Here is a 25,372-nt window from a genome sequence, read left to right on the forward strand (position 1 = left end):
AGCACTTGCCTCAAGTGAAGAGGCCGCACCACCCGGATAGGAAAAGGGCCAGGCAAACGCCCGGCCCGGATGATCTAACTCAGTTCGCAGCCGGCTTTACGACTGCATCAAGCGCCTTCAGCTGTGCAAGCAAAGCGCCAAGATCCTTTAGCGGCACCATATTTGGGCCGTCGGACGAGATCGTGTTGTCCGGATCCGGGTGGGTTTCGACGAAAAGCCCGCCGACCCCGACCGCCACGGCTGCCCTTGCCAGGACGGCCACCATGCGGCGGTCACCGCCCGAAGAGCCGCCGAGGCCACCGGGTTGCTGGACCGAATGGGTTGCATCGAAAATCACCGGAGCTCCGGTTTCGGCCATGATCGGCAAAGCCCGGAAATCGCTGACGAGCGTGTTATAGCCGAAGCTGACGCCGCGCTCGGTCAACAGCACATTCGCATTGCCGGTTTCAACGATCTTCATCAGAACGTTTTTCATGTCCCAGGGAGCGAGAAACTGGCCCTTCTTGACGTTGATGATTGCGCCGGTTTTCGCGGCTGCGACCAGGAGGTCCGTCTGACGGCAAAGAAAGGCCGGGATCTGCAGGACATCCACAACTTCTGCAACCGGTACGCACTGATCCTCGGAGTGGATGTCGGTCAGAACGGGCATGCCGTAGGTTTCCCGGATCTCGGCGAAGACCGGCAGCGCATCGTTCAGACCGACACCGCGGGTGGCGGCCAAGGACGTGCGGTTAGCCTTGTCGAACGACGCTTTGAACACGACCGGAATATCAAGCGACCCTGCGATTTCCTTGACCGCTGCGGCGCATTCAAGAACATGCGCGCGGCTTTCCATCTGGCATGGACCGGCAATCAGGCTGAACGGCAACGTGTTGCTGAAACAAACGTCGCCGACCCGGACTTCTGTGTTCGGCTGGGACATGAAACTTCCTAAGGGTCAGTGGGCAGGCCCCGGCGGGCCCTTAATAAGGCGCCCGTTCCATAGCGTTCTTTTTCCATGGCTGCAATATGGGCAGACGACAGATCCAGAAGTAACCAACTTTACAAAGTTTTCCCGCCAGCCGTTCGAACTCTCGCTTGACGTTCGGGAACAATGTATATTGCATTGCACACGCCGCGATTTCGACATGAATTCACGTCATGGTAATTTTGCGTATGTATTTAGAGCGGTCAGGAACGTGTCGAATATCAGCGTTGAAGCACAATACCTGAATGCGTTTTTTGAATTTGAACCTCTCTCATTTTGAACAAAACTCCCGGAAAGAGACAAAATGACCCAGAAGATTAGGAAAGCAGTCCTTCCCGTAGCCGGTCTTGGGACGCGCTTTCTGCCTGCGACCAAGGCCGTACCGAAGGAAATGCTGACGATCGTCGATCGGCCGATCATTCAATACGTCGTGGAAGAAGCGCGCGCTGCGGGCATCGAGCACATCGTCTTCGTGACCGGACGGAACAAGCACGTGATCGCTGACCATTTCGACCGAGCCTATGAGCTTGAAGATACGCTCAAGAGCCGGAACAAGACCGAAGCACTGCAGCTTCTGGAAAAACTGCGCCCGGCTGCCGGTTCGACCAGCTTCACCCGGCAGCAGGATCCGCAAGGGCTCGGTCATGCCATCTGGTGCGCCCGGGACATCATCGGCCCCGAGCCGTTCGCCATTCTGTTGCCCGATGTGATCATCAAGTCCGGAACCAGCTGTCTCAAGCAGATGGTGGATGTCTATAATGAAACCGGTGGCAACATCATTGCCGTCGAAGAAGTCCCGGAAGACCAGACCCATAAGTACGGCATCGTGGAACTCTCGGAGAAACTCACCGATCGGGCCAGCAAGATCAAGGGAATGGTTGAAAAGCCGGCGCCTGGAACCGCGCCCACCAACCTCATGATCACAGGGCGCTATATTCTGCAGCCGGAAATCTTCGGCCTTCTGAGCCGCCAGGAAAAAGGTGCAGGCGGTGAGATCCAGCTGACCGACAGCATGCTCGCGCTGATGGAAACCCAGGTCTTTACTTCGCTCAAATTCGAAGGCCGCAGTTACGATTGCGGCTCCAAGGCCGGGTTCCTGAGCGCCAACATCGCCTATGCGCTGGAACAGCCGGATCTTGCGGCCGAGCTGGTTCCGCTTCTCGGTGACCTGATCAACAAGCGCGACGCAGCCGAATAATATGAGCGGCGGCCTAACGGCCGGCGTTATTGCTCTTGCAAGGGCAAGACCTTACCGACTAGGACTGGGCCGGCCTCCCGTAAAAGGGGCCGGCCCTTTCTTTTCGCTCCTACACCCGGAAACGCAGATGACGTCCGCCGTACCGATTTCCAGAAAAGTCGCCGTCATCGGTCTGGGGTATGTCGGCCTCCCTGTTGCCGTCGCGTTTGCGGGAGCCGGACATCGGGTTACCGGTTTCGATATCAAGACGGACCGGTTGAAAGCCCTGCGAGCCGGCGACGATGTAACGTCATCCGTCAGCCCGGCGGAATTGCGGCAACCCGGCCTGACCTTCACCGGTGACCCGCGTGACCTTGCGGAGTGCGAGATCTTTATCGTTGCGGTTCCAACGCCGATTGATCGCGCAAAGCGCCCCGATCTGAGGCCCTTTGAAAGTGCCGCGCGGACCGTTGGTTCTGTCATGAAGAAGGGCGCGATTGTCGTCTTTGAATCGACGGTGTTTCCCGGCGCCACGGAAGATATCGCGGTCCCGATCCTGGAAGAGGCATCCGGATTGGCATTCGGCCGGGATTTCGAGGTCGGCTATTCGCCGGAACGGATCAACCCCGGTGACACAGTCCACAGCTTTGCCGATATCATGAAGATCGTCTCTGCAAGCTCCGAGGCTGCAACCGACACCCTGTGCGAATTCTACGGCTCCGTTGTCACTGCGGGTATTCACCGTGCCCCGTCCATCAAGGTGGCGGAAGCCGCAAAGGTCATCGAAAACACCCAGCGGGATCTCAACATCGCGCTGATGAACGAGCTCGCGGTCCTGTTTCATGCCATGGACATCGATACCCGCGACGTACTGGCAGGCTCGGGGACCAAGTGGAACTTCCTGCCGTTCCAGCCGGGGCTTGTCGGCGGGCACTGCATCGGTGTCGATCCCTACTACCTCACCCACAAGGCTCACGAAATTGGCCTTACACCGCAGGTGATCCTGGCCGGTCGCGGAACCAACGAAGCCATGCCTGCCTTCATTGCCGGGAAAATCATTCAGGCCTGTGTCAAGCTCGGGCGAAAGATGCCGCCGAAAATCGCTGTCCTTGGCCTCACCTACAAGGCCAATGTGCCCGATACGCGTAATTCCAAGGTGGTCGACCTTATCCGGGAACTGGCCGACTTCGGCGCCGATGTCCGGGTTCACGATCCGCTTGCCTTAAGCGACGAGGTTGAGGAGGAATACGGGCTTCAGCTGTCTTCGCTTGAAGAGCTCACCGGATCGGATGCCGTGATCCTCGCGGTTCCGCACGCGGTGTTTTTCACGGATGATGACGCCTGGCCGGTTATCCTGCCGCTTCTCGGCAGTGGTGCGACGCTGGTGGCTGATCTGCCCGCAAAGCTTGCTCGCTCCCAAAAACCTGATGAGGTCACCCTCTGGCGGCTGTAATGCTTCCATCAGCAGCCAGGAACAGAACCGCGGCTAAATTGTCCGTCTTTTCAATGAGTTTTCCGGCAAACTGTATTCCTGCCGCGTTTTGAGCAACTTGCATAATTTTACAACGATGCGGATTTCCGAATCTCACCTATACTGACAAAATACCAACAACAAGGAAGGTCCGGTCATGCGGGTTTCAGTCTTTGTCAGTGTTTGGGTTGTTTTCGCAGCAATACTCTTCTCCGGCCGTACGCCGGCCGAAGCGCAAGCTGCCCCGCCGGACGGCGCCGTCTTTCATAAAATCATCAAGGACCAGATGAAGGCATTCGCGGCCGGAGATGCGAATACCGCCTTCTCCTATGCGACGTCGGCGCTTCAGCAGCGCTTTCAGACGCCTGCAATCTACCTGGATGCGGTCAAGCGGGGCTATCGCCCGGTTTACAGTCCCAGGGACATCACCTTCGGAACGTCCAAGGTGACCAGCAAGGGCCCGGTCCAGGAAGTCTATCTCACCGACCCGGACGGCGAAGACTGGCTCGCGCTCTACAGTTTCGAACAGCAGGAAGACGGGAGCTGGCGGATTTCCGGCTGCTATCTGACCAAGTCCAGCGGTTATCCGGCTTAACAGCCAAGCCGAAAGGATCTACCCGTTCTGGGCTTCAGAGCGGGGCGAGATCGCCGCGCTCCCAATCTTCCTTGGTCTTGAGGCGGAAGTCTTCGAAGGTTCCCGCATCGATGGCGTCGCGCATGCCCTGCATCAGCGACTGGTAATAGGCCAGGTTGTTCCAGGTGAGCAGCATGCCCGCCAGACCCTCGCCCGCGCGAACGAGGTGATGCAGGTAAGCCCGTGAATAGGTGCTGGTTGCCGGGCATTCGCTGGCTTCGTCGAGCGGACGCGGGTCGTCGGCATGGCGGGCGTTCTTCAGGTTCACCTTGCCGAAACGGGTATAGGCCAGGCCGTGGCGGCCGGCACGGGTCGGCATGACGCAATCGAACTGATCGATACCGCGCGCCACACTTTCCAGAATATCGTCGGGCGTGCCCACTCCCATCAGGTAACGCGGCTTGTCGACCGGAAGGCCCGGGTTGGTGATGTCGAGCATCCGCAGCATGACGTCCTGGGGCTCGCCGACGGCGAGGCCACCGACCGAGTACCCCTCGAACGGCATTTTCGACAGTTCTTGGGCGGACCGGATACGCAGGTCCTCCACGTCACCGCCCTGGACAATGCCGTAAAGCCCCTGCCCCTTTGCCGGGCCATCCATCGTTTCGAACTGAGCACGCGACCGCTCCGCCCAACGGAGCGACAGTTCCATGGCGCGTTCGACTTCCTCCCGCGGGGCCGGCAGGCGGATACACTCATCAAGCTGCATCTGGATATCGGATCCTAGCAGGCCCTGGATTTCCACGGACCGTTCCGGCGTCAGATGATACTTCTGGCCGTCGATGTGGCTCTGGAACCGGACACCGGTTTCGTCCAGCTTGCGCAACTGGGCAAGCGACATGACCTGGAAGCCGCCACTGTCGGTCAGGATGGTGTGCGGCCAGTTCATGAATTTGTGCAGACCGCCCAGGCGGTGAACCCGTTCCGCGGTCGGGCGCAGCATCAGGTGATAGGTATTGCCGAGCACCACGTCCGAGCCGAGGTCCCGAACCTGGTCCGGATACATGGCCTTGACGGTGGCCTGGGTGCCCACCGGCATGAAGGCGGGCGTGCGCACGAGCCCGTGCGGTGTCGTGATTTCACCCCGCCGGGCGAGGCCATCGGTCTTCAGAAGCTTGAAGGAAAATCGGTTTCCGGTGCTCGCCGACATTGTCATAAGTCCTTTTCGACCGCGCCGCTGGTGGGAAACAGCAGACAGGCATCGCCGTAGCTGTAAAAACGGTATTCTGCTGCAATCGCATGGGCATAGGCCCGCTGCATGGTTTCAAGGCCGGAAAAGGCCGACACCAGCATGAACAACGTCGAGCGCGGCAGGTGGAAGTTGGTCATCAACACATCGACCGCCCGGAACTTATAGCCCGGCGTGATGAAAATCGATGTTTCGCCCGCGAATGCACACAGGCCGCCCGGCTCCTGCGCCGCGCTCTCCAGGATCCGCAGGGATGTGGTCCCGACGCTGACGACCTTGTTGCCACGCGCCCTTACCGCTTGGAGCGCATCGGCCGTCTCGGCAGACACCTCGCCATATTCGGCATGCATCCGGTGGTCTTCGGTGGTCTCGCTCTTGACCGGCAGGAAGGTGCCCGCGCCGACATGAAGCGTCACCCGATGCTGTTCGATCCCGTGCGCAGTCAGGCTTTCCAGCAGCTCTGGCGTGAAGTGCAAACCGGCGGTCGGGGCTGCAACCGCGCCTTCTTTTTCGGCAAAGATCGTCTGGTAATCGAGCCTGTCCTGCTCGTCTTCCCCGCGCTTGGCGGCGATATAGGGCGGCAGGGGAATATGGCCGACGGCGGCAATCGCTTCATCGAGGCTCGGTCCCGACAAGTCGAACACCAGAAGGACTTCCCCGGCCTCGCCTTTTTCGGCTACCGTCGCGTCCAGGGTTCCCAGCAGACAGGCCTCCCCCTCACCGCCGAAACGGATCCGATCGCCGACGGCGAGTTTCTTGGCCGGACGGACGAACGCCCGCCAGCGATCAGGGCCGGACCGTAAATGAAGCGTCGCGCCGATTTTGGCGACCGCCTCACCGCGGGCTCTGGTCCCCTCCAGCTGAGCCGGGATCACTTTCGTATCGTTGAAGACAAGGGCATCACCGGGTTCCAGGCAGGACGCAAGATCCCGCACGCCCGCATCGCTCAGTTCAGGCTCGGCTTCCGGACGGACCACCAGCATACGCGCAGCATCACGCGGCCGGGCGGGCCTGAGGGCAATCCGCTCGTTCGGCAGGTCGAAGTCAAACTGGTCTACGCGCATCCGTCGTCGGTCCGGTTCGCACCGGCATCCCTGATGGGGTTTACAAAGAAAAGCAAGGAGCCGTGCTGATAACTGCCAGACGGACATTTATCAACCGTCATCGGTTCAACGGTCCGGCCAAAAGAAAGCAGCGCGATGCCGGGCACCGCGCTGCTCTCATCAATTCAACAGTTCACTTAGGCAGCGTCGGCCGCAACCTTGATCGAAACGATCTTGTCCGGGTTCTGAACCGGTTCGCCGCGCTTGATCTTGTCGACGTTGTCCATGCCTTCGATCACTTCGCCCCAAACCGTGTACTGGCCATCGAGCCACGGTGCATCGGTGAAGCAGATGAAGAACTGGCTGTCGCCGGAATTCGGGTCCATGGCACGGGCCATGGAACAGGTGCCACGCTTGTGCTTTTCGTTGGAGAATTCCGCCTTCAGCTTCTGGCCGGAACCGCCTGTTCCGGTGCCTTGCGGACAGCCTGTCTGGGCCATGAAGCCATCGATCACGCGGTGAAAGACGATGCCGTCGTAAAAGCCGTCGCGAACCAGTTCCTTGATGCGGGCCACGTGGGTCGGCGCCAGGTCCGGCTTCATCTCGATGATGATCGGGCCCTGGGTGGTTTCCATCAGAAGGGTATTCTCGGCGTCCTTGATATCGGCCATTTCATTTTCTCCGTTATTTCTATTCGATTTGGACTACAGGTCAGCCGGCGTCGGCTGCCACCTGCATCTTGATGATCTTGTCGGGATGCGCGGGCGGCTGGCCTTTCACGATCTTGTCGACGAATTCCATGCCATCGACTACATCGCCCCAGACCGTGTACTGGCCGTTCAGATGCGGTGCATCGTCAAACATGATGAAGAACTGGGAATTGGCGCTGTTGGGATCCGACGTCCGCGCCATGCCAATGACCCCGCGCTGGAACGGCGCGTCGGAAAATTCCGCCGGCAGGTCGGGAAGGTCAGAGCCTCCGGTACCGGTGCCGGTCGGATCGCCGCTCTGGGCCATGAAACCGTCGATCACGCGGTGGAAGACAATGCCATCGTAGAAACCGTCACGGGTCAGCGTCTTGATGCGTTCCACGTGCTTTGGCGCCAGATCCGGGCGCAGACGGATCGTTACCCGGCCGTCCTTCAGATCGAGGTAAAGCGTGTTTTCCGGATCAAGATCAGACGCTCCGGCCAATGCGGGCATAAACAGGATCGACGCGATCACCGCAAAGATGGTTAGAAATCGTGACACAGGGTCCTCCGATCGGGTTATCTGGCGTCAGCCGCCAGGTGTTTCAGACTGACGGTCAGCTGGTTCTGAGCTTCAAGGGTTCCGCGACGCTTCCCGGGACAAAGGCCGAGCTGTCACCCCCCATCTTTGCGATCTGCCGCACAAGCGTGGCCGTGATATGACGGACGTTGGGAGATGCGGGCAGGAACACGGTTCTGATTTCCGGCGCGAGCGTTCCGTTCATTCCGGCCATCTGCATTTCATAGTCCAGATCCGTGCCGTCGCGCAGGCCGCGGACAAGGAACTGGGCGCCGTTTTCGCGTGCGAAATCGATCACCAGATTGGAGAATGCCTTGACCTCGATACGGGCTGCGTCGTCCGCGCCGAAGGCTTCCTGCGCGCAGGTGTAGATCATCCCGACGCGCTCATCGAAACTGAAAAGCGGTGCTTTGCCTGGGTGAATACCGATGGCCACAATCACTTTGTCGGCAAGCGCAAGGGCCTGACGCAGGATGTCCATATGACCATTGGTGACCGGATCAAACGACCCGGGATAGAGCGCTGTTCGTATCATAGGCCCTTCCATACTCTGCCTGCGCCGAACCTACAAGCGCCCCCCTCGACCTCCTCTGAAACAGGGAAGTGAACAAGATCCGTAAGAACTGCCAATGAGGATTCAGCGGATTTAAAGACAAAAGCTTTAAAAGTGTGACAAGCGTCACGGCACAAGAAGCCGATCCCGCAGATAGTGGTTCTCATAGGGATGGACAACAGACGCGCAGGGAGTAACGCAAATGTCCACATATCAGAAAGCCACTTCGGACCTGTTCTTGCAGAAATTCGGCAAGGACGTGTTTCAGTCAAACAAGACCGCCGCCTACCCGGCTGGCGCCGCGCAGATTGCCGGCATTCTGGGTCTGGCTTTGCTGGCGGTTCTGATCGCAGGTTTTGTCACGCTGCAGCCCGCGGAATCCTTCACACCCGCACGGGCCGCCGATATGGGCATGGTCCAGGGGCTGGAAGCCACCAAGTCCGACCGTTCGAAAGCGACCCTTCCGGCCTCCTGCGAGGGGCAGGCATGGGGTGCCTGGAGCACGGATTGTACCGCTGCCCTGACGGGTTCGTCCTCGGTTCGCAATGTCGGCTACGTCACGGTTGAGCAGCCGTCGAAGACGGTCAATGAAACGATCCTGGCCCGCTATCCGGCGACGAACTGACCGCACCAGACCACTCCCCTTCAAAAAACAGCGGCTCAGGCAATGCCTGGCCGCTGTTTTTGTTCGCAGTCACCGATCAGAGATTATTCGGCGTCGCCTTCCGGAGCCTCCGGAGGGGTTTCCCCAGTGTCGGATCCGGTATCGGATCCGGTTTCACCGCCTTCACCTTCGATCTCTTCTTCCTCGTCCACTTCGCTGATCCGTTCGACGGCGACGACCTGTTCGTCCTTTGCCGTCTTGAACACCGTCACACCCTGTGTGGCGCGACCGGCGATACGGATGCCGTCGACCGGGCACCGGATCAACTGGCCACCATTGGTCACCAGCATGATCTGATCGGTGTCCTCGACCGGGAAGGATGCGGTCAGGTCGCCGTTACGGGCGTTGACGGCCATGGCCGTGATGCCCTTGCCGCCACGGCCCGTCACCCGGTATTCGAAGGAGGACGTCCGCTTACCGTACCCCTTTTCGGAAATGGTCAGGATGATCTGCTCGGCAGCGCCCATCTCCGCATAGCGGTCCTGGGCGAGTTCGCCGGCAACGACATCTTCCTCGTCATGACCGTTGCCGCTTTCCTCCGTCTCGCCGCGCAAGGCGCGCGACATTTTCAGGTAAGCGGCCCGTTCTTCCGCGGTCACATCGATATGATGCAGGATCTGCATGGATATGACCCGGTCCTCGTCGGCAAGCCGAATGCCGCGCACGCCGACCGAATTCCGGCCTGCAAAGACACGTACATCGGTCACGGGGAAGCGGATGCACTGGCCCGAAGCCGTCGTCAGCATGACGTCGGAATGTTCCGAACACGTCTCCACGCCGACGATCCCGTCGCCGTCCTCCAGCTTCATCGCGATCTTGCCGTTTCGGTTGATCTGGACGAAGTCGGAGAGCTTGTTGCGTCTCACCGTGCCGCGGACGGTCGCGAACATGACGTCGAGGTTTGCCCAGCTGTCCTCATCTTCCGGCAAGGGCATGATTGAGGAGATCTGTTCGCCCTGCTCCAACGGCAGCATGTTGACCAGCGCCTTGCCACGCGCGGTCGGTCCACCTAGCGGCAGACGCCAGACCTTCATCTTGTAGGCAATGCCGCGTGAGGAGAAGAACAGCACCGGCGTGTGGGTGTTGGCGACGAACAGGCGGGTTACGAAATCCTCGTCCTTCGTCGACATGCCGGAACGGCCTTTGCCGCCACGACGCTGCGCGCGGTAAGTGGCCAGCGGGACGCGCTTGATATAGCCCTCGTGCGACACGGTCACGACCATGTCCTCGCGCTGGATCAGGTCCTCGTCATCGAAATCCGCCCCGCCTTCGGTGATCTCGGTCCGCCGCGGTGTTGCGAACTCGTCCTTGATCTCCAGCATTTCGGTGCGGACGATTTCCTGGATCCGGGCGCGCGAACGCAGAATGTCCAGATAATCGGCGATCTCCGCGCCGATCTTGTTCAGCTCGTCCTCGATTTCGTCGCGACCCATGGCCGTCAGGCGCTGCAAGCGCAGATCGAGAATGGCCCGGGCCTGTTCCTCGGAGAGCTTGTAGGTACCGTCTTCCTGCACCATATGGCGCGGATCGTCGATCAGCCGGATCAGGGCTTCCACGTCCTGCGCCGGCCAGTTCCGCTCCATAAGCTGGCGGCGGGCGGTCGCCGGATCGGGCGCGCTGCGGATCAGCTTGATGACCTCGTCGATATTGGCAACGGCAATGCCCAGGCCGACCAAGATATGGGCCCGGTCACGCGCTTTCTTCAGAAGGAAACGCGTTCTTCTGCCAATGACTTCTTCGCGGAAGCTCACAAATGCCTTGAGCATATCCGAGAGGATCATCAGCTCCGGCTTGCCGCCGTTGAGCGCGACCATGTTGCAGCCGAAAGACGTCTGCAGCTGGGAGAAGCGGTAGAGCTGGTTGAGGACCACATCGGCAACCGCATCGCGCTTCAATTCGATCACGACGCGCATGCCGGAGCGGTCGCTCTCGTCCCGGATATCGGAGATGCCCTCGATGCGCTTGTCGCGCACCATTTCGGCGATCTTCTCGATCATCGTGGACTTGTTCACCTGATACGGGATCTCGGAGACGATCAGCGCCCAACGGTCCTTGCGAACCTCTTCCACATCGACCTTGGCCCGCATGACGACCGAGCCGCGGCCCGTCTCGTAAGCAGAACGGATGCCGGAGCGCCCGAGGATCATGGCGCCGGTCGGGAAATCCGGACCCGGCACGATCTGCATCAGTTCTTCCAGCGACAGCGCCGGGTTTTCCATGATCGCGATCGCAGCGTCGATGACTTCGCCCAGATTGTGCGGCGGAATGTTCGTCGCCATACCGACGGCGATACCGCCGGCGCCGTTGACCAGGAGGTTCGGGAACTTCGCTGGCAGGACGACAGGCTCGCTTTCGGAGTTGTCGTAGTTTTCCTGGAAGTTGACCGTGTCCTTGTCGATGTCGTCCAGGAGCTTGTGGGCCACCTTCTGCAGACGGCACTCGGTATAGCGCATGGCCGCGGCCGGATCGCCGTCGACGGAGCCGAAGTTGCCCTGCCCGTCGATCAGCGGCAGACGCAGGGAGAAGTTCTGCGCCATACGCACCAGCGCATCGTAGATCGCGCTGTCGCCGTGCGGGTGATATTTACCCATGACGTCACCGACCACGCGGGCCGACTTGCGGTAGGGCTTGTTCCACTCGTAGCCATTCTCGTGCATGGAGAACAGGATGCGGCGGTGAACGGGCTTGAGGCCGTCGCGGACATCTGGGAGAGCACGGCTGACGATCACGCTCATGGCGTAATCGAGATAGCTGCTCTTCATTTCATCGACGATTGAGATCGGTTTGATGTCCGACGGGCTCGCGCCGGAAGGGGTGGTGTTATCCTGGTCTGCCAAGGATGGAACTCTTAATCGTTGTTATTGCTTTGCCGTTTATATACGATTCCACATAGGCGGCCAAATTTCAGGCACATAACACGCCAACTAATCTTCCTTTGTTTTCAATTGCTTGCACCGACAATTCACAGGCGGAAAAATAGATTGCTGCAACAGCTGTCCAGACGCGCCAGAATTGCGCCAAAAGCAACCGATTTTCCCCCTTCAAACTGGCCGGGAACAGCGCATGACCGACTACTTCATCAATGCCTTCGCCACGTTGTTCGTGACCATTGATCCTGTCGGACTGGCCCCGATGTTTCTGGGCGTCACCGCCGGGCTTTCGGCCGCCGACCGCAAGCGTGTCGCCATCCGCGCCACAGTTACCGCAGCCCTCATTTTCCTGCTGTTTTTCGTAGCCGGTCAGTCGGTTCTCAACGTGCTTGGCATTTCCGTCTCCGCCTTCCGGGTCGCCGGTGGAATCCTGCTGTTTCTGATCGCGGTCGAGATGGTCTTCGGCAAAAGGCAGCAGCGCAAAACGGAAACGGCGGAGAAAGCGGTCGAGCATCACCCGCCCGCCGACTTTCACGAAGTGGCTATCTTCCCGCTTGCAATCCCCCTGATCGCCGGACCGGCGGCCATCAGTGCGGTGATCCTCTTGAGCGGACAGGCGCCCGATACCCTGTCCTATCTTGGCCTGGCGGCTGTCATTGTCATTATCCTCGGCAGCTGCCTGTTCGCTTTTCTGCTGGCAGACCGGATCGAACGCCTGCTGGGCGATACGGCGCAACTGGTCATTACCCGGTTGCTCGGCGTGCTTCTGGCCGCGCTTTCGGTCCAGTTCATCGCTGACGGCGTCCTGGCCTTCATCAGGACATGACGCCGCCGGCGTCTGATTACCGTTTCGATACCGGCTTGCCGTCGTCGCGCAGCACAACATAGATCGCCGGAATTACCAGCACGGTCAGCAGCGTTGAAGACGCGAGGCCGAAGAGCAGCGAGATCGCAAGCCCCTGGAAAATCGGGTCGGCCAGGATCACGGCCGCGCCGATCATGGCGGCCAACGCCGTCAGCAGGATCGGCTTGAAACGGATCGAGCCGGCCTCCAGCAGCACATCCTTCAGGGCCCGGTTCTCGGACCGCGCGTGTCGGATGAAATCCACCAGCAGGATCGAGTTGCGCACGATGATGCCGGCAAGCGCGATAAAGCCGATCATCGACGTCGCCGAGAACGGCGCATGGAACAGCCAATGGCCGATCATGATGCCGATCAGGGTGAGCGGCACCGGCGTCAGGATCACCAGCGGTATCTGGAACGACCGGAACTGCGCCACCACCAGGAAATAGATGCCAAGCAGGGCGACCATGAAGGCGGCGCCCATGTCGCGGAAGGTCACCCAGGTGATTTCCCATTCGCCGTCCCACAGAACGGCCGTGTGGGCATCGCTGATCGGTTGTCCGTGCAGAATGACCTCCGGCTTGGGCAGATCGCCCCAGTCGGTCGCGTCGATCTTGTCCTGCACGGCCAGCATGCCGTAGACGGGCGCCTCGAATTCGCCGGCCAGATCCGCCATCACCATGACCACCGGCCGCGCGTTGTGCCGGAAGCGCAGATAGGAGGACGGTTCACGCGACAGATGGACGACATCGCCAAGTTCGACGACGGACCGGTTCCCCGGAATCGCATTGGCCGGCACCGGCGTTGACAGCAGGCGTTCGGACAGCACCCGTTCGCCCTTGGGCAGGGCCAGCGCGATTTCCACCGGCCGGCGGCCGTCGCCGCGGTGGGAATAGCCCACGACCGTCGTCCCGAGCAGGCTCTGGATGGTGTTGTAGACATCGGCTTCCGAAACACCGTGGTATTCCAGGTTGTCCTGATCGATGGAGATCCGGACCCGTTCGGTCGGCTGGCCGTAGCTGTTGTCGACATCGACGATGAACGGGACTTCCTTGAAAATCTGTTCCAGATTCGCCGCAACCGCCCGCCGGACCTCCGGCGTGGGCCCATAAACTTCCGCCAGAAGCGTTGCCAGCACCGGCGGTCCCGGCGGCACTTCGACCACCTTGAGCGAGGTTCCCTCCGGCACCTTCACGGCATTCAGCCGCTCGCGGATCTCAAGCGCGATTTCGTGGCTGGTCCGGTCCCGCTCCCCCTTCGGCAGAAGATTGACCTGAAGGTCGCCCTGCTCTTGGGCTTCACGCAGGAAATAATGGCGCACCAGACCGTTGAAGTTGAACGGCGCCGCGGTGCCGGCGTGGCTCTGGATCGAAACGATCTCGGGGACATCGAACAGGCCGTTGCCGATTTGCGTCAGAACCCGGTCCGTGTCTTCCAGAACCGTGCCTTCCGGGAAGTCGGCAACGACCTGGATTTCCGACTTGTTGTCGAAGGGCAGCAGCTTGACCGTCACGTCCTTGGAATAGATCAGCCCCATGGAGGCGAGCGTCGCGACACCGACCAGGAGCAGGAAGATCCAAGCCCCGGCCTTCGTGCGCAGGATCGGAGTCGCAACGGCGCGATAGACCCGGCCGAGGGCGCCGCCATCGCTTGCCTCGCCGTGACCATCCCCATGCAAGGGCGCGTTGCCCGACGTTTTCAGCATGAGCCACGGGGTCAGGACCACCGCAACGAAGAAGGAAAACAGCATGGCTGCGGAAGCGACTGCCGGGATCGGGCTCATGTAAGGCCCCATCAGCCCGGACACGAACATCATCGGCAGGAGCGCGGCAACGACGGTCAGGGTCGCCACCACCGTCGGGTTGCCGACTTCCGCGACGGCCTCGATCGCCGCCTGGATTCTTGACCGGCCATCCTTCATCGCCCAATGCCGGGCAATGTTTTCAATGACGACAATCGCATCGTCGACCAGGATGCCGATTGCGAAAATGAGCGCGAACAGACTGACGCGGTTGATGGTGTAGCCCATCAGTTGGGCGGCAAAGAGGGTCAGAAGGATCGTGGTCGGAATGACGATCAGGACGACGATCCCGTCCCGCCATCCGATGGCAACCGCCACCAGGATAACGATGGACAAGGTCGCCAGCCCCAAGTGGAACAGGAGTTCGTTGGCCTTTTCGTTGGCCGTCTCGCCGTAGTCCCGAGTGATGTGAACCTCGATGTCCTCCGGGATCAAACGGCCCTTCAGGTCCTCAAGGTGTTCCAGAACCTGTTCGGCGATGACCACGGCGTTGGCGCCGGCCCGCTTGGCGACCGCGATCTCGACGGCTGGCAGCCGGCTGACGGTACCGTCCTGCTGGCGCTGCATGTGCCATGCCCGTTCTTCCGACTGCCTGGCGCCAATAACGGTCTTCGCGACATCTTTCACATAGACCGGATGCCCGTCACGCGTGGTCAGAAGCAGCAGGCCGATATCCGGCACGCCGGTCAGGGTCTGCCCGGCCACGACCGGCAGGTTCTTGCCCTGATCGCGCACGGCGCCGGCAATAAACGACCGGTTCGCCGCCTGCACCTTGCCGATCAGCTGATCCAGGGTCACGCCGTAAAGAGAGAGTTTTTCAGGCTCCGGTTCGACCCGGACCATCTCGGTACTGCCGCCGATCAGGTAGGTCAGGCCGACGTCATCCAGCCGCGAAATCTCGGTACGGACCTCGTCGGCGAGTGCATAGAGGTTCTTGTCGCTCCAGCGGTTCGCTACTTCCGGCTTTGGCGTCAGGGTCGCAACGACAATGGCGACATCGTCCACGCCGCGGCCGACAACGAGCGGCTCTGGGATCCCCGACGGGATCCGATCCATGTTGGCCTTGATCTTTTCGTGGACCCGCAGGATCGCATCGTCGGAATCCGTCCCGACAAAAAAGCGAGCGGTCACCATCACCCGATCATCCACCGTCTGGCTGTAGACGTGCTCCACGCCGTTGATCGCCTTGACGATGGTTTCGAGCGGTTCGGTCACGAGCTTCACCGCATCCGGCGCCTTGAGGCCGTTGGCCTCCACCAGAATATCGACCATAGGCACGGAGATCTGCGGCTCTTCCTCACGCGGCAGGGTGATCAGCGAAATCGTACCGAGCACAAGGGCGGCAAACAACAGGAGCGGCGTCAGCGGCGAGGTGATGAACGCCTTTGTCAGAACACCGGAAAGACCGAGCCTCATGGCTGCACCAGCCTGTCGCCGTCTTTCAGGCCGCTCAAGACTTCGACGTAGGGCTTGCCGTCAACGGTCTGCCGGTCGCCGAGTTCCACGACGATCTCCAACGTTTCGCCGCCGTCCGCGGCCAGCTTGACGAAATCGAGCCCGAAACGGGTGGAGATGTATTCCTCAGGAACGATGATGGCCTGCCGTTTGCCGACCGCAATACGGACCTGGATACGCTCACCGACAAAGAAGTCGCCCAGACCCGGCACCTCGGCATCGGCGACCACCCTGCCCTGGCTGATCTTCGGGTAGACCTTTACGATATGGCCGACCGCGGACGATCCATCGGCTTTCATCGGCTCGGCTCCGAGCATCACCTCATCACCGACCTTCATGGTCCGGGCGTGGCGCTCAGGCACCTCGATGCGCAAGAGAAAGCCTTCCTGGGCCACGGTTGCGATCACCTCGCCGCCCATGACGAAGGACCCAGCCGTTACCGGCACATCGAGGACACGTCCGGAGGACGGCGCAAGAACCTTGCCTTCCGTCATCTGCTGTTCGAGGACCGCCTTTTCGGCCTCTGCGGCCTTGAGCGTGTTCTGTGCGACGATCAGCTGGGTTTCGAGCTGGTCGATCCGGGACTTGGCGATGGTCCCGCGTTCAAACAGTTTCTGGGCGCGATCATATTCGAGCTGGTAATTATCGACATTCGACTTGGACGCGGCGATCTTGGCATCCAGGGCGAGGCGTTGCAGGGTCAGCTTTTCATCGACGATCTGAGCGATCTGTTCGCCCTTCTTGACGTAACTGCCGTCGTCAACGGAAAGGTCCTGCAAAGTGCCGGAAATACGCGCACGGGCCGGTACATCGACCGCGGCCTGCACGGTTCCGTAAACGGTTTTGGTGTCGGTCACGGTTTGGGGCTTGACCAGGAGGTCCTCGGCCAGCGCCAGGCTGTTCATTCCAGCAACCGCAAGGACAAGCAAGGCTCCGAACCTTGTCATTTTCCCCCGAAACCGGCGCCTTTCGGCCGGTTTGCTATCGCCATTTCGCATACCAACTCCTGATCGCTTGTGCCGTTTTGCCCAGATAAACACCCGGACACGTTCACGCAAGATATAGTTTCATATTATTGAAACTTTCGTAGCGCATTGATTTAACTCAGAAACAGCAATTTTTTTTCACGATCCGGCTCTGTTCCCCAAAAACGCGATGCTCATTCTGGCAGAGGATAGACCACCCGCAGTCCGAAACCATGAACGGAATCGCGCGCCCGTACGATGACTTGATCAAGGTTATCCGGAATGCGGACACCGCTCAATGAACGGGTAAAAGGCTGTTCATTTACATGGGGATGAGCCAAAATCCTTTCGCCGAGGATTTTGCCGTCCGGCGTCTCGATACGCCACAAATTGGCATAGTGATCCCAGCCTTCGTCCGCGTGGTGCAAGGTGACGTCGAAACGCCAGGTTCCGTCGGGAGACCGGTTTGCTTCCACCTTGACGACGCTGACTTCGTTGGCACCGGACGGCGTGGCTCCAAAAATTGCCGACAGGGCCAAAAACCCCGCTCCAATTATCTGCCGCATTGCCTTTTCCCTTCTTCGTCTTGAAACTGATGCCATGCTTTTTTACCGATAACGGAACGGAATCAGGATTCACGACGTTGTCATCGAAACGGCCTCATCGCCGTCCTGAGCGCTTACGGAGACAATTTGATGGCCGGACATGGCTCAAAAAAAGTGATTTACGCCGCTCTTGCAGGCAATACGCTTATCGCAATTACCAAGTTCGCAGCCGCCGCCTATACCGGCTCGTCCGCCATGCTGTCGGAAGGCATTCACTCCCTGGTGGACACAGGCAATCAAGGTCTGCTGCTCTACGGTATTAAAAAATCCAAGCAACCGGCAGACAAGCGCCATCCCTTCGGCTACGGGGCAGAACTTTATTTCTGGTCCTTCGTGGTCGCTATCCTGATTTTTGCGGTCGGTTCCGGAGTGTCGATCTATGAAGGCATTCAGAAGGTCATCCATCCCCATCCCGTCTCGGACCCATATATCGCCTATATCGTGCTCGCCCTCGCGATGGTTTTCGAGGGAGGCGCCTGGTGGATCGCCTACAAGGAATTCAACCAGGCCCGCGGCTCGAAGAGCTTTGCCCGGGCCATGCATGACTCCAAAGATCCTACCGTTTTCACAGTGCTGTTCGAGGATACGGCAGCAATGCTCGGCTTGATCGTCGCCTTCATCGGCCTGCTCGGAGCCCAGTTCCTGAACCTTCCCTGGCTCGACGGCGCTGCCTCTATCACCATCGGCCTGATCCTGGCCGGAACGGCCGCCCTGCTTGCCTATGAAACCAAGGGACTGCTGATCGGCGAAGGCGCGTCTTCCGAAATCGTCAACTCGATCAAGTCGATCGTCGCCGCCGCTCCGGCGGTCCATTCACTGAACGAAATTCGTACCCTGCACCGGGGGCCGCAGGATATTCTGCTGGCGCTGTCGCTGGATTTCGAGGACAGCGTCAATGTCGGCACCGTGGAAGATACGATCTACGCCCTGGAAATTGCGATCAAGAAGCAGAATCCATCCGTGACCCGCCTGTTCATCGAAGTTCAGGCCAGGGAACACCACGAGGAAATGCTGAAGGCTGAACTGGAGCAACTCGAGGTTTCGCCCCCGGCTGGCAACGCCTAGGACCTCAGGCTTCCAGGTTTCAAGGCGGCGGTCGACCCGTTAGGATGCGCTTCGAGGGAAGATCACCATGACCGAAGCTGAAAAAGCGGCCAGAAAGCGCCTTCTGGCGATGAAACAGGAACTCGAAGCGCTCAGTGAGATGTCGGAAGGCGCCCGGGCGACTGTTGAACTCGACCAGCAGTCGGTCGGACGCCTGTCCCGCATGGATGCCCTTCAGGGACAGGCCATGGCGCAGGCCTCCGAACGCCAGCGAAAAACGGACCTGGTCCGGATCGAGGCGGCACTGAAGCGGATCGATGACGGCGATTACGGCTACTGCCTTGAATGCGGCGAAGAAATAGCTGCCAAACGGCTGGAAATCGACCCGGCCGCTGCCCTTTGCATCGCCTGCGCAAATTGATGATCCGGCCGGCCAGTTGCGCTGACATTTCGTTACATTAAATTGATTGATTTTCCGCGTGCAGTCCGCGCTATTTCGGATCATATTTTTTTCGCCGCTGATATTGCTTCACGGTGACCGTTTTTCACGCCGGACGGGGAAGTGAATGGCAGCCTGGAAACAGTTAGCGCTCATCCTGATCGTAAGTGTCGTTGCAGCGGGCCTATGGGCCCGGTTCTATCCCGGTGCCGGCGATCAGCTTGACCGTTGGGGTGTCGATTGGCTTCCTTTCGAAACGGCCAAGGTGAAACCGGTTGGAGCCGGCGAAAAGCGAAAGGGCCGCGGTGGGCAGGCAGGCGTCGTAGCGACCGCCCCGGTCATCGAGTTGACAATCAACGACCGACTTTCGGCAATCGGAACCGGTCGCGCGGCCCGCTCGGTCGAAGTCAGCCCCTTCAGCAGCGGCCGTCTTACCGATATTCTCGTGCGATCCGGTGCGACGATAAAAAAAGGTCAGGTGCTTGCGAAGCTCGACTCCGATGCGGAAGAAATTGCAGCGGAACGGGCTGCCCTCGCGGTTCGCGACGCCGAAGCGCGGCTTGAGCGGATGAAGGCCCTGCAAAGGACGAATACGGTCACAGCCGTGCAGGTGACCGATGCCGAACTCGTCGTAGACAACGCCCGCCTTCAGTTGCGAGAAGCCAAACTCGCTTTGGCGCGGCGTTCCATCGAATCTCCAATCGAAGGTATCGTAGGCATCCTGCCGATTACTGCTGGCAATTACGTCACCTCCCAGACCGTTATCGCGATGGTTGACGACCGGTCCGAAATCCTGGTCGATTTCTGGATACCGGAACGTTATGCGTCCGCTGTTACAGTCGACATGCCGTTGACAGCCACATCGGTCGCCCGCCCGGGCGAGACTTTTGAGGGAAAAGTCAGCGCGATCGACAATCACATCGATTCCACCAGCAGGACCCTCCAGGTGCAGGCGAGCCTGCCGAACGAAGCCGACCGTCTGAGGGCCGGCATGTCCTTCCTTGTGGCGATGCGCTTTCCCGGCGACCAATATCCTGCCGTCAGTCCGCTTGCGGTGCAGTGGGGGTCCGACGGCGCCTACGTCTGGGCAGTCAGGGACGGAAAGGCAGCACGCGTGCCCGTGCAGATCGTGGAGCGCAATACGGACAGCGTGCTTGTAAACGCCAAACTGACCACCGCGGACGAAGTCGTGACCGAAGGCCTGCACCTAGTTCGCCCGGGCGCCGAACTGAACGTCGCCAATCAGAAAACACCCCTTTCTGCCCCCTCTTCCGCGGAACCGGCAACGGCCGCCCAAGGCTCGTGATGATCCGTGCTCGTGATGTTTGGGGCTCGTGATGTTTGGGGCTCGTGACGATGGGAAGGTTTTGACATGAATATCGGCCGCAGACCTGAACTTGGATTGACCGCACTTTTTGTCCGGCGCCCGGTGTTCGCCTTCGTCATCAACATGCTGATCGTGGTGGCCGGCCTGGCAGCCTTTTTCGGCGTGGAAATCCGCGAGTTGCCTGATGTCGATCGGCCGGTTATCACCGTCAGGACCACCTACCCGTCCGCGGCCGCCGAAACGGTTGACCGGGAACTGACCGGCGTGATCGAAGGCGCCGTATCGCGCGTTTCCGGCGTCAAGTCGATCTCGTCCACCTCTTCTTATGGCGACAGCCGGGTCACGGTCGAATTCGCCGATGACGTCAACCTGGACACCGCAGCCTCCGACATGCGCGACGCCCTCGGCCGTGTCGCCAATGACATCCCGGAAGATGCCGATCCGTCCCGGATCATCAAGGCCGATGCCAATTCTTCGCCCGTCGTGCGGCTCGGACTGACTTCGGACCGGACATCGGTTGAAGACATGACCGTCCTTGTCGAGGATGAAATCTCCGATGCGCTTGCTGCCGTTCCCGGTGTTGCCGATGTTCAGGTTTATGGCGACCGCGAGAAGATTTTCCGCATCGACATCGACCAGGCCAAGATGGCGAGCCTCAATCTCACTATTGCCGACGTGGCCCAGGCGCTGTCCTCCATGGCCTTCGACACGCCGGCCGGTTCCCTGACCAGCCGGGACCAGGATCTGATCGTCCGCGCGACCGCGTCGGTGAACACGCCGGACGCTTTTGAACGCATGATCATCAATCGCCGTGCCCGGCTCGGAGACTTCGCGACGGTCACGCTCGGACCGGATCTCGGCCAATCGCAGCTCAGGGCGAACGGCAAGTCCGGGATCGGCATGGGCATTGTTCGAGCGGCCCAGTCAAACACGCTGGAAATCTCCGAAGGGGTGCGCGCCGCGGCGGCGCGTATCCAGGAAAACCTCCCTGAAGGCATGACGATCGAGGTCACCAGCGACGATGCGACCTTCATCAACGGTTCGATCCACGAAGTCGAAATCGCGCTGATCATCTCCGTCAGCGTCGTGCTGCTGATCATCTACCTGTTCCTGTGGGATTGGCGGGCCACCCTCATTCCCGGCGTGTCCATGCCGGTGGCCCTGATCGGCACGCTCGCGGCGATCTATCTCGCCGGCTTCTCGGTCAATATCCTGACCCTGCTCGCACTCGTGCTTGCGACCGGCCTTGTCGTCGATGATGCGATCGTGGTTCTGGAAAACATCGTCCGCCGGCGCAATGAAGGCATCGGCCCAAGGGCAGCTGCGGTGCTCGGTACCGACGAGGTGTTCTTCGCCGTGATTGCGACGACGGCGACGCTGGTTGCGGTCTTCGTGCCGCTTTCCTTCCTTCCGGGGCAGACTGGCGGACTGTTCCGCGAATTCGGCTTCGTGCTGGCCATCGCCGTTTTCCTGTCGTCCATCGTGGCCCTGTCACTGTGCCCGATGCTGGCATCGCGGATCCTCAAATCCGGATCCGATCACTCCGGACATGGCGGGTTGACCGGCGGCCTCGGACGCGCCCTGTCCGCACTCTACCGGCGAAGCCTGAGCGCCTGCCTCAACGCCCCCCTGGTCGTGGTCGCGGTCTCAATTTTGTTTGCGGCAGCCGCCGGGCTGATGTTTCCCATGCTCAAGTCCGAGCTGACCCCGCCGGAAGACAGGTCCCTGGCTTTCCTGCGGATATCGGCACCGGAAGGCGTCAGCCTCGATTATCTGGCCAATCAGATACAGACCATCGAAGGGCTTCTGCAGCCCTTCCGCGACGAGGGTGAAATCAACAGCACCTTTTCCGTTGCCGGCTGGAGAGGATCTTCCAATCAGGGGTTCATGGTTTTGCGCCTTGCGCCCTGGGAGGAGCGTAGCCGGTCGCAGCAGCAAATCGTCTCGGACATCAACGGTCTGGTGCGAAACGTGCCGGGTGTCCGTGCTTTCGTCTTCCAGCCCAACAGCCTCGGAATTCGCGGCGCCGGTTCCGGCCTTCAATTCGCGGTTGCGGGCAACAACTACGCGGAGTTGGGGGAAACAGCTGCCCGTGTCGTGGCCGAGATGGAAAAGGATCCGCGGTTCCGGCAAGCGCGATTGACCAGCGAGGCCACCCAGCCGCAGCTTTCCGTATCGGTCGACCGCGAGCGTGCATCGGATCTCGGGATCGATATCAACGGCCTGGGAACGGCGATGCAGGCGATGCTTGACGGCCGCAAGATCGGCCAGGTGTTCATCGACGACCGGGCTTTCGACGTGAAGTTCGTCTCCACGACCAATCCGATCAACGACCCGACTGATCTGGAAAACATCTTCATCAAGACCGGTGACGGGCGTTTCGTACCTGTCTCGACAATCGCAAGCCTGGTCGAAAAGGCTGTTCCCCCGTCTCTTTCCAGAGAACAGCAGATGCGCGCGGTGGGGATTACCTCCGGACTGGCCCCCGATTTCGCGCTCGGCGAAGCCTATGAGGCCGCCCAGGAAATCGCGGAACCGCTCCTTCCGCCCGGCTCTCGTATCATTCCGCTTGCCGAAACGGCGACGCTCGGCGAGCAGTCGTCGAGCATGGCGCGAACCTTCGGTTTTGCGATCGTCATCATCCTGCTGGTGCTCGCGGCGCAATTCGAGAGTTTCATCAGCGCCCTGATCATCATGGCAACCGTACCGCTGGGCCTTGCCTGCGCGGTCTTTGCAATGCTCCTGACGGGCACAACACTCAACGTCTACAGCCAGATCGGGCTTGTCCTGCTGGTGGGCATCATGGCCAAGAACGGTATTCTGATCGTGGAATTCGCAAACCAGCTGCGCGACCGGGGACAGGGCGTGCGCGAAGCGATCGAGAATGCCTCCAATGTCCGGCTTCGGCCCGTGATGATGACCATGATATGTACCATTGTCGGCGGCGTTCCGCTGATCATGGCGGTCGGCGCCGGGGCCGAAGCCCGCATCGCACTCGGTTGGGTGATTGTCGGCGGTCTCGGACTGGCGACCCTCTCGACCCTGTTCCTCACCCCGGTCGCCTATCTGCTTCTTGGGCGCTTCGTGACGCCCAAGGCGGAAGAGGAAGAGCGGCTGCACAAGGAAATCGATGCCGCCAAGTCCATCGAGGTCGCACCGGGCGAATAGGCGGACCGATCCTAGAGGCGGTGGACCTGCACATACCCGGTCCACCACAGCAAAAAATCACGCCCGTGTCAGCGTACCCAACCTTCGGTTTTCATCAGTTCCGCCCCTTCCTCACCGGTCAGGAAGCTCAGGAATTGAGCCGCTTCCGGATCGGCTTCCGGTGACAGCGAAACATTGACGTCGCGCCAGACGCGGTGGTCGGGATCGATTTCGACCATGTCCGCAACATCGGTATGGGTCAGCGGCCAGTTCGGCCACGTGATCCAGGCATCCGCATCCTGTCCTTCAAAGGCCCTATAGCTGGCTCCACTGCCCTTGGCATAGGCGACGATGTTCCTGCGGAAGGCCTTGATCGCCTCGAGATTGCCTGTCCTGCCGACGACATCTTCCCAGACACCGGTTCCGGACGTGTTGTAGACGCCCGCTCCTTCCGTGACGACGATCCGCATGCCGTCCTTGAGCAAGTCACTGATGCCGGTGATCCCTTTGGGATTGCCCTTTTTCACTGCGATGACGGAGGGACGTATATAAATCGGCTCGACGGTCTCGGAGGTGAAGGTCTTGTAGGTTTCGAGAAAGGCCGTCATCGACTGCTCAGATGTGCCCCACAGAATGTCGGCATCATGCTGGGCGTCCGCCGACCATTTCCGCTCGGGTCCGGCGATGATTTCCACGGGGATCCCGGTCTTGGCGCTAAAGGCATCGGCCACCTTTTTGAAGGCCGTGTGCGGCCCTCCTGCGCCATAGAGTTTGACCACTCCGTCCTTGGGCTGATGCCGGATCGACGGGTCATAAAGCGGCGGGGACGCATATGTCGGCACAATGGCCATGAGCCATGCGCCGGCGGCGAGGGAAAGAATGGAGGTCCGGAGGGGGGCTTTCATAGTCTGACTACTCCTGAAATATTTGTCTGCGAGAGGTCTTGGGAACCGCTCGCGCGCGGTGAGGCCGTGCCTGTAAGCAGCAGCCTTTGGAGAAGACGCTGTATGGCGACCTTCTAATCCCGCGCCTCCGGCGAAAGGTGTTCACAACCGCGTCAGCGGAGAGCGGCAATCGGAAGGACAATCAGCTTGAACACATCGTCGCACAGGGCGGGCCATCAAATGGGCCATTTGACGGTCAACTCAGTCGAGCCCTAGTGAGATCCGGATTATCCTGCAATCAACGGATCGGTCTTGTAGAGCAATGGTTCGGTGAGGCTTGAAAGCGATACCTTCTGTCTGCCGTCGGCATCGAAATTGTCCGGACTGAGAAAGGTTTCAAACGCCTCGGAAAGAGCCGGCCAATCCTTGTCGATCGCTGCAAACCAGGCCGTATCCCGATTGCGCCCCTTTACGACGGTCGCCTGCCGGAAAATGCCCTCATAAGATAGGCCGAGCCTCTGGGCCGCCCGCCGCGATCCCGCGTTAAGCGCGTTGCATTTCCATTCATAACGCCGATAGCCGGCCTCGAAGGCCCATTTCATCATGAGGTACATGGCTTCGGTGGCCGCTACGGACTTCTGCAGAAGCGGGGAAAAATTGATGTGGCCGACCTCGATCGATCCGTCCTTCGGGCTGATGCGCAGGAAACTGGCGACGCCGGAAACGAGCTTTTTGTCGAGGCGCTCGATGGCGAAGAAATATGGGTCCTTCGCACCTTCGAATTTCCTCACCCAGCCCTCGAAGCTGTTCAAGGTGTCGAAGGGACCGTAAGGCAGGTAATCCCAGATCCGGCCTTGCCGGTCTGTCCCGAAGGCTTCGAGCAGCGGCTCGGCATGTTCGGCTACAGTCATCGGAGCCAACGCGACGTAGGTCCCCGTTAGGCTGAGATCCTCGGGTGCGGCTGGCTCATGCCATCCGGCAAGTTCTTCATTCAGGTCCCTGGGCACTGTCACACTCCGTCCGT

At 60.2% G+C, this 25,372-nt stretch carries 21 protein-coding genes; 9 read left to right on the top strand and 12 right to left on the bottom strand.

The features are described 5' to 3' along the window. Positions 1-79 precede the first annotated feature (79 nt). Positions 80-922: a 3-deoxy-8-phosphooctulonate synthase gene (gene kdsA, locus ABIN98_RS27540; protein WP_346915221.1), complete on the bottom strand. Its 843-nt coding sequence runs from the start codon at positions 920-922 to the stop codon at positions 80-82. A 349-nt stretch (positions 923-1,271) separates the two neighbouring features. On the opposite strand from kdsA, the gene galU reads away from it, so the two are divergent. The 3 genes from galU to ABIN98_RS27555 all read left to right on the top strand — a co-directional run bounded on the left by galU (position 1,272) and on the right by ABIN98_RS27555 (position 4,210). After that, positions 1,272-2,165: a UTP--glucose-1-phosphate uridylyltransferase GalU gene (gene galU / locus ABIN98_RS27545; protein WP_346915223.1), complete on the top strand. Its 894-nt coding sequence runs from the start codon at positions 1,272-1,274 to the stop codon at positions 2,163-2,165. 127 nt (positions 2,166-2,292) lie between these two features. Further along, positions 2,293-3,597, top strand: a complete 1,305-nt coding sequence (locus tag ABIN98_RS27550) for a nucleotide sugar dehydrogenase (RefSeq protein WP_346915225.1) — start codon at positions 2,293-2,295, stop codon at positions 3,595-3,597. A 175-nt stretch (positions 3,598-3,772) separates the two neighbouring features. Continuing rightward, positions 3,773-4,210 (top strand): DUF4864 domain-containing protein, encoded by a 438-nt coding sequence (locus tag ABIN98_RS27555; protein ID WP_346915227.1) that lies wholly within the window; start codon positions 3,773-3,775, stop codon positions 4,208-4,210. Between the two features lie 34 nt (positions 4,211-4,244). Here the strand turns inward: ABIN98_RS27555 and tgt are convergent, their stop codons facing one another. The 5 genes from tgt to coaD all read right to left on the bottom strand — a co-directional run bounded on the left by tgt (position 4,245) and on the right by coaD (position 8,285). Next, entirely contained in the window at positions 4,245-5,399 is a 1,155-nt protein-coding gene (gene tgt / locus ABIN98_RS27560) for a tRNA guanosine(34) transglycosylase Tgt (protein ID WP_346915229.1), read from the bottom strand. 2 nt (positions 5,400-5,401) lie between these two features. After that, the gene (gene queA, locus ABIN98_RS27565; protein WP_346915231.1) at positions 5,402-6,502 is read right to left on the bottom strand and encodes a tRNA preQ1(34) S-adenosylmethionine ribosyltransferase-isomerase QueA; all 1,101 of its coding nucleotides are present in this window, start codon (positions 6,500-6,502) and stop codon (positions 5,402-5,404) included. A 176-nt stretch (positions 6,503-6,678) separates the two neighbouring features. Then, positions 6,679-7,152 carry a peptidylprolyl isomerase gene (locus ABIN98_RS27570; RefSeq protein ID WP_346915233.1) on the bottom strand — a complete coding sequence of 158 codons (474 nt, stop codon included), beginning with the start codon at positions 7,150-7,152 and terminating at the stop codon, positions 6,679-6,681. Between the two features lie 40 nt (positions 7,153-7,192). Then, on the bottom strand, positions 7,193-7,684 hold the full coding sequence (locus ABIN98_RS27575; protein WP_346915398.1) for a peptidylprolyl isomerase: 492 nt from the start codon (positions 7,682-7,684) through the stop codon (positions 7,193-7,195). A gap of 103 nt (positions 7,685-7,787) precedes the next feature. Then, positions 7,788-8,285: a pantetheine-phosphate adenylyltransferase gene (gene coaD / locus ABIN98_RS27580; RefSeq protein WP_394701638.1), complete on the bottom strand. Its 498-nt coding sequence runs from the start codon at positions 8,283-8,285 to the stop codon at positions 7,788-7,790. A gap of 220 nt (positions 8,286-8,505) precedes the next feature. Between coaD and ABIN98_RS27585 the strand changes: the two genes are divergently transcribed. Continuing rightward, positions 8,506-8,928, top strand: a complete 423-nt coding sequence (locus ABIN98_RS27585) for a phosphopantetheine adenylyltransferase (protein WP_346915235.1) — start codon at positions 8,506-8,508, stop codon at positions 8,926-8,928. A gap of 83 nt (positions 8,929-9,011) precedes the next feature. On the opposite strand, the gene gyrA is transcribed toward ABIN98_RS27585, so the two are convergent. After that, a complete protein-coding gene (gene gyrA, locus ABIN98_RS27590; protein ID WP_346915237.1) occupies positions 9,012-11,804 on the bottom strand; it encodes a DNA gyrase subunit A in 2,793 nt (930 codons plus the stop codon). Positions 11,805-12,030: 226 nt separating this feature from the next. On the opposite strand from gyrA, the gene ABIN98_RS27595 reads away from it, so the two are divergent. Further along, the gene (locus ABIN98_RS27595) at positions 12,031-12,663 is read left to right on the top strand and encodes a MarC family protein (protein ID WP_346915239.1); all 633 of its coding nucleotides are present in this window, start codon (positions 12,031-12,033) and stop codon (positions 12,661-12,663) included. A 16-nt stretch (positions 12,664-12,679) separates the two neighbouring features. On the opposite strand, the gene ABIN98_RS27600 is transcribed toward ABIN98_RS27595, so the two are convergent. From ABIN98_RS27600 to ABIN98_RS27610, 3 genes are all read right to left on the bottom strand, one after another. Beyond that, entirely contained in the window at positions 12,680-15,898 is a 3,219-nt protein-coding gene (locus ABIN98_RS27600; protein ID WP_346915241.1) for an efflux RND transporter permease subunit, read from the bottom strand. Next, the gene (locus ABIN98_RS27605; RefSeq protein ID WP_346915243.1) at positions 15,895-16,842 is read right to left on the bottom strand and encodes an efflux RND transporter periplasmic adaptor subunit; all 948 of its coding nucleotides are present in this window, start codon (positions 16,840-16,842) and stop codon (positions 15,895-15,897) included. Before ABIN98_RS27605 ends, ABIN98_RS27600 begins: the two co-directional genes overlap by 4 nt. Positions 16,843-17,096: 254 nt before the next feature. Further along, positions 17,097-17,468: a hypothetical protein gene (locus ABIN98_RS27610; RefSeq protein ID WP_346915245.1), complete on the bottom strand. Its 372-nt coding sequence runs from the start codon at positions 17,466-17,468 to the stop codon at positions 17,097-17,099. A 129-nt stretch (positions 17,469-17,597) separates the two neighbouring features. Between ABIN98_RS27610 and ABIN98_RS27615 the strand changes: the two genes are divergently transcribed. The 4 genes from ABIN98_RS27615 to ABIN98_RS27630 all read left to right on the top strand — a co-directional run bounded on the left by ABIN98_RS27615 (position 17,598) and on the right by ABIN98_RS27630 (position 23,485). Beyond that, positions 17,598-18,572: a cation diffusion facilitator family transporter gene (locus ABIN98_RS27615; protein WP_346915247.1), complete on the top strand. Its 975-nt coding sequence runs from the start codon at positions 17,598-17,600 to the stop codon at positions 18,570-18,572. A gap of 67 nt (positions 18,573-18,639) precedes the next feature. After that, positions 18,640-18,972 carry a TraR/DksA C4-type zinc finger protein gene (locus ABIN98_RS27620; protein ID WP_346915249.1) on the top strand — a complete coding sequence of 111 codons (333 nt, stop codon included), beginning with the start codon at positions 18,640-18,642 and terminating at the stop codon, positions 18,970-18,972. A 145-nt stretch (positions 18,973-19,117) separates the two neighbouring features. Continuing rightward, the gene (locus ABIN98_RS27625) at positions 19,118-20,296 is read left to right on the top strand and encodes an efflux RND transporter periplasmic adaptor subunit (protein ID WP_346915251.1); all 1,179 of its coding nucleotides are present in this window, start codon (positions 19,118-19,120) and stop codon (positions 20,294-20,296) included. 66 nt (positions 20,297-20,362) lie between these two features. Beyond that, a complete protein-coding gene (locus ABIN98_RS27630) occupies positions 20,363-23,485 on the top strand; it encodes an efflux RND transporter permease subunit (protein WP_346915253.1) in 3,123 nt (1,040 codons plus the stop codon). Positions 23,486-23,553: 68 nt separating this feature from the next. Here ABIN98_RS27630 and ABIN98_RS27635 read toward each other — a convergent pair whose 3' ends face one another. Further along, positions 23,554-24,369: a substrate-binding domain-containing protein gene (locus ABIN98_RS27635; RefSeq protein WP_394701639.1), complete on the bottom strand. Its 816-nt coding sequence runs from the start codon at positions 24,367-24,369 to the stop codon at positions 23,554-23,556. Positions 24,370-24,635: 266 nt separating this feature from the next. After that, the gene (locus tag ABIN98_RS27640) at positions 24,636-25,355 is read right to left on the bottom strand and encodes a GNAT family protein (RefSeq protein ID WP_346915255.1); all 720 of its coding nucleotides are present in this window, start codon (positions 25,353-25,355) and stop codon (positions 24,636-24,638) included. Between the last annotated feature and the right edge of the window lie 17 nt (positions 25,356-25,372).

It is taken from the genome of uncultured Roseibium sp. (genome assembly GCF_963675095.2).
Taxonomy (GTDB): Bacteria; Pseudomonadota; Alphaproteobacteria; order Rhizobiales; family Stappiaceae; genus Roseibium.